Below are 3,801 nucleotides of genomic sequence, written 5' to 3' on the forward strand. Positions count from 1 at the left end.
CCCGCCTTCCGCATCGAGTACCAGCGCGGCGGCAAGCCGGTGGGTGAGCTCACCATGGCGAAGACACCGGACGGCTCGTGGTACGCGCGCACCGAGTTCACCCCCGGCTGGACGCGCATGGGCGGCGGCCTGGAGCCCCTCGCCGAAGAGGCCGTGAAGCTCACCGCGCCCCCACGCTGAACCCCGGGCCCGTCAGTGCGTCGCGACGGGCCCCAGCTCCACGTCCAGCCGCAGGTCCACGAAGCTGTACGCCGGCCACGGCCCGGTGAAGCGGAAGGCGTACACCTCCGTGCGCGCCGCCAGCGCCTTCACCCGCGCCTCGAACGCGGTCACCCGCGCCCGGTCCACCAGGAAGGCCACGTTGAGCAGCATCCGCTCACCCAGCGGCGCGGACTCATGCACCGCCGCGGCCAGCGGACGCAGCCCGTCGTTCAACACCTCCATGTCCCGCCGGGTGCGCTCCAGCAGCGCCGCCTCCAGCCGCTGCTCGTGGTCCTCCTCCGGCTCCGAAGGCCCGCGCGCCAGCTCCGGCGTCTCCTCCTCCAGCTGGCGTGCCAGCGCGTCGCGGTGGAAGTGCACCTTCAAGCCCAGCTCCACGCGCCCCTCCAGCGCCGTCAGCGCCTCGGTGAGCGGCGCGTGCGCCGTGCGCAGCAACTCCCGCACGCGCTCCTCCGACGGCAGCACCGTGCCGAAGGCCACCGGCACGAGCGTGTGCTCGCGCAGCACCGCCTCCATCACGCGCTGGTGCGCCAGTAAATTCGCCCGCGTGGGCGCCACCCGGGGGCCCGCCACGCTGGACACCAGCGCCAGCAGGCCGCCCTCGTGCACCGCGTGCACCCGCGACGTGCCCAGCCCCGCGAGCTCCGGCTCCCACCCGTCTTCCTCCCGCACGATGGCGTAGACGTACCGCGCACAGGCTTCCCTCGAGGACTCCGCCTGCGTCTTCGTCGTCATGGCGTGCCCACCTCCCGACCGCGTCAGCGCGCCTGGGCCTCGTCGCGCCGCTTCACCATCAACCGCACCTGCTCCACCAGCGCGTCCGGCAGGCACGGCTTGGTGACGTACGCGTCACACCCGGCCTGGTTCGCGTCCTCCGAGTGCCCCTTCAACGCATGGCCCGTCAGCGCCACCACCGGGATGTGCCGCGTGCGCGCGTCACCCTTCAGCCGGCGCGTCGCCTCCCAGCCGTCCATCACCGGCAGGGACAGGTCCATCAGGATGACGTCCGGCACCAGCTCGAAGGCCTTGTCCAGCGCCTCCTGGCCGTTCTTCGCCTCGGCCACGCGGAAGCCGGAGAACTCCAGGTACTCCGCGTACATCTCCCGGGCATCCTGGTAGTCATCCACCACCAGCACGAGCGGCTTCTGTTTTTCCGGGCTGTTCGTCATGTCCGTCTCGCGCGTCTTGGAAAGTGCAGGGTGAAGGTCGAACCCTGGCCCGGGCTGCTCTGGAGGGAGACGCGCCCCCCCAGCATCGCGGCCAGTCGACGGCAGATGGAGAGGCCCAGGCCCGTGCCCCCATAGGCCCGCGTGGGGGAGCTGTCCACCTGCTGGAAGTCCTCGAAGATCTTCTCCTGGTTCGACACGTCGATGCCGATGCCCGTGTCCTTCACCGAGATGGCGAAGGTGCTGGTGGCCACCTGATACTCCGCTGCCACCTGCACGCCGCCCTCATGCGTGAACTTGAGCGCGTTGGACAACAGGTTGAGGACGATCTGCTTCACCTTCTGTCGGTCGCTCCACACGCCCGGCAGTTCGTCCTCCAGGCGCGTCTCCACCGCCAGCTTGCTGCGCGCGATGATGGGGTCCATCTCCGCCATCACCTCCTGGAGCAGCTCCGGCAGGCCGAAGTCCGTCAGGTGCAGCGGCATCCGCCCCGCCTCGATGCGGGTGATGTCCAATATCTCGTTGATGACCTCCAACAGGTGCCGCCCGTTGGAGTCGATGCGGGTGAGGTTGCGGCGCTGCGGCGGCGTCATCTCCCCGGACACGCCCTGCAAGAGCATGTTCGTGTAGCCGAGGATGGCGTTCAGCGGTGTGCGGAACTCGTGCGACATGTTGGCCAGGAACTGCGACTTGGCCGCGCTCGCCTGCTCCAGCTGGATGGCCTGCCGGCGCAGCTTCTCGTTCTGCTCCGCCAGCTCCGCCGTGGCCGACAGCACGCGCGCCTCCAGCTCGCTGGACACCTCCTTCACCCGCTCCAGGAGCCGCGCCCGCTCCAGCATCTCCGTGCGGTCGTGGAAGACGGTGACGATGCCCGTCAGCTCACCCTGGTCCCCCAGCACCTTGCTGGCCAGGGCCTCCATGGGCAGCGGCGCGCCGGTGGCCGGATCATCCAGCGTCAACTGGCTCTTCCAGCGCGACACATCCGCGTGCACGTTCCCCAGCAGGTTGGAGAGGAAGGAGGCGAAGAGGGCTTCGTTCGCGTGCCCCCGCCGCCCGGCCGCGTCGGCTGTATCGCCTCCGGCGTGGGGCGGGGCGAAGAGCCGCTCGGCGGGGTCGTTCATCATCACCATGCCGCCCGAGGGGTCGGACAGGATGATGGGGTCCGCCACCGAGTCCAGCACGCGGTCCAACCGGTGGCGCTCGCTGCGGGCCTCGCGCTCCGTGGCGCGCAGCCGCCGGTAGCTCTCCCCCAGGGCCTGCGCGGCGCGGCCCAGGTCCGTCACGTTGCGCAGCACGCTCACCACCACCGCGGGCCCGTCCGGCGCGAGCACCGGCGTGGTGACCAGCTCGAAGAGCAGGTCCATGCCCTCCACCGGATCCACCAGCGGCACCTCGCGCCGGTGCACCCCGGTGGCGCCGCCCTGCGCGAGCGTCTCCCGGAACAGGCGCTGGTTGAGCTCCACCGCCCGCGCGCGTCCGGGGCTTGCGTCCGGGCCCGCCACCAGCAGCGCCTCCGCGCGGCCGTTGGCGAAGAGCAGCCCGCCCTCCGCGTCCGTCAGCAGCACCGGATCCGACACCGCGTTGATCACCCGGCGCAGGAGCCGGTCCGGCTCCGGCCGGCGCGGCGCCCGAGCATCCGACGCCGCGAGCCGCGCGATGAGCGGCCCCGCGCACGACGCCACCCACGCCACGTCCTGGGGCACGCCGGGCCCGGACAGCCCCACCCCCAGCAGCGCCACCGCGGGCGCCCCGGGACGGCCCAGCGGCACCGCCAGGAAGCCCCCCGGAAACGCGGCGCCCTCCAGCGCGTCCGCGGCCAGCCAGCGCGCCCCGGGCCGCGTGCGGAACGAGGCCAGCACCGACGACGGCGCATCCCAGGCCCGCGCGAGCACCCCCTGCTGCGCGCCCGTCAGCCCCTCGCTGGCCAGACACACGGAGGCTGTTCCGGTGTCGCCCGGCCCCAGGCAGGCGACCGCGACGCCGAACTGCCGCGCGAGCCACTCCACCATCGCCCGCGCGCAGGCGACGGCGGACTCGCAGGCGAGCAGGTGCTCGGCGAGCGCGAGGCGCGCCCCGACATGGGCTTCAACGGGGGGCAGCGGGGCTGGAGACGCCACGAACTTACGCTCCGGGTGAGGGTGCACGCGGCGGGAGTCCGCGTTCGGGCGAGTCTGCGGTGCGGACCTCCGAAAATGCCACCACGATGCGCGCCTCCTCTTCCGACAACACGGCGCGGCCCAGCTCCGCCAGGGCCCGCGTGTCGAACCGCAACCCCCGGTCCAGCATGCGGTCCAGGATGTCCACCAGGCTGGCGACGCCAGCGATGCGTTCCACGGGCATCTCGACTCCGTCCTCGGTCCGCCCGGCGCGGACCCTCGGCCCCGTTCCGTTCTTAACGCGCGGGGGTCCACCCACC

General features: G+C 72.3%; 4 protein-coding genes and 1 pseudogene. 1 reads left to right on the forward strand and 4 read right to left on the reverse strand.

Features of this window, described 5'->3' with window-relative positions; all coding sequences use genetic code 11:
* Positions 1-180, forward strand: a pseudogene (locus D7V97_RS41045) (hypothetical protein); the annotation flags it as partial.
* A gap of 12 nt (positions 181-192) precedes the next feature.
* Here D7V97_RS41045 and D7V97_RS41050 read toward each other — a convergent pair.
* From D7V97_RS41050 to D7V97_RS41065, 4 genes are all read right to left on the reverse strand, one after another.
* Positions 193-954, reverse strand: a complete 762-nt coding sequence (locus tag D7V97_RS41050) for a GvpL/GvpF family gas vesicle protein (protein WP_120615991.1) — start codon at positions 952-954, stop codon at positions 193-195.
* 23 nt (positions 955-977) lie between these two features.
* On the reverse strand, positions 978-1,388 hold the full coding sequence (locus D7V97_RS41055; protein WP_120615992.1) for a response regulator: 411 nt from the start codon (positions 1,386-1,388) through the stop codon (positions 978-980).
* Positions 1,385-3,502 (reverse strand): PAS domain-containing hybrid sensor histidine kinase/response regulator, encoded by a 2,118-nt coding sequence (locus tag D7V97_RS41060; RefSeq protein WP_120615993.1) that lies wholly within the window; start codon positions 3,500-3,502, stop codon positions 1,385-1,387. The genes D7V97_RS41055 and D7V97_RS41060 overlap by 4 nt, the downstream gene beginning before the upstream one ends.
* A 4-nt stretch (positions 3,503-3,506) precedes the next feature.
* Positions 3,507-3,801, reverse strand: a 295-nt coding sequence (locus D7V97_RS41065) for a hypothetical protein (protein ID WP_233583558.1), incomplete at its 5' end; no start/stop codon positions are given.

It is taken from the genome of Corallococcus sp. CA053C (assembly GCF_003611675.1).
GTDB lineage: Bacteria > Myxococcota > Myxococcia > Myxococcales > Myxococcaceae > Corallococcus.

Excerpts from the sequence above, each read along its gene's own strand:
- D7V97_RS41050 (WP_120615991.1), bottom strand. The coding sequence starts at position 954 with ATGACGACGAAGACGCAGGCGGAGTCCTCGAGGGAAGCCTGTGCGCGG.
- D7V97_RS41055 (WP_120615992.1), bottom strand. The coding sequence starts at position 1,388 with ATGACGAACAGCCCGGAAAAACAGAAGCCGCTCGTGCTGGTGGTGGAT.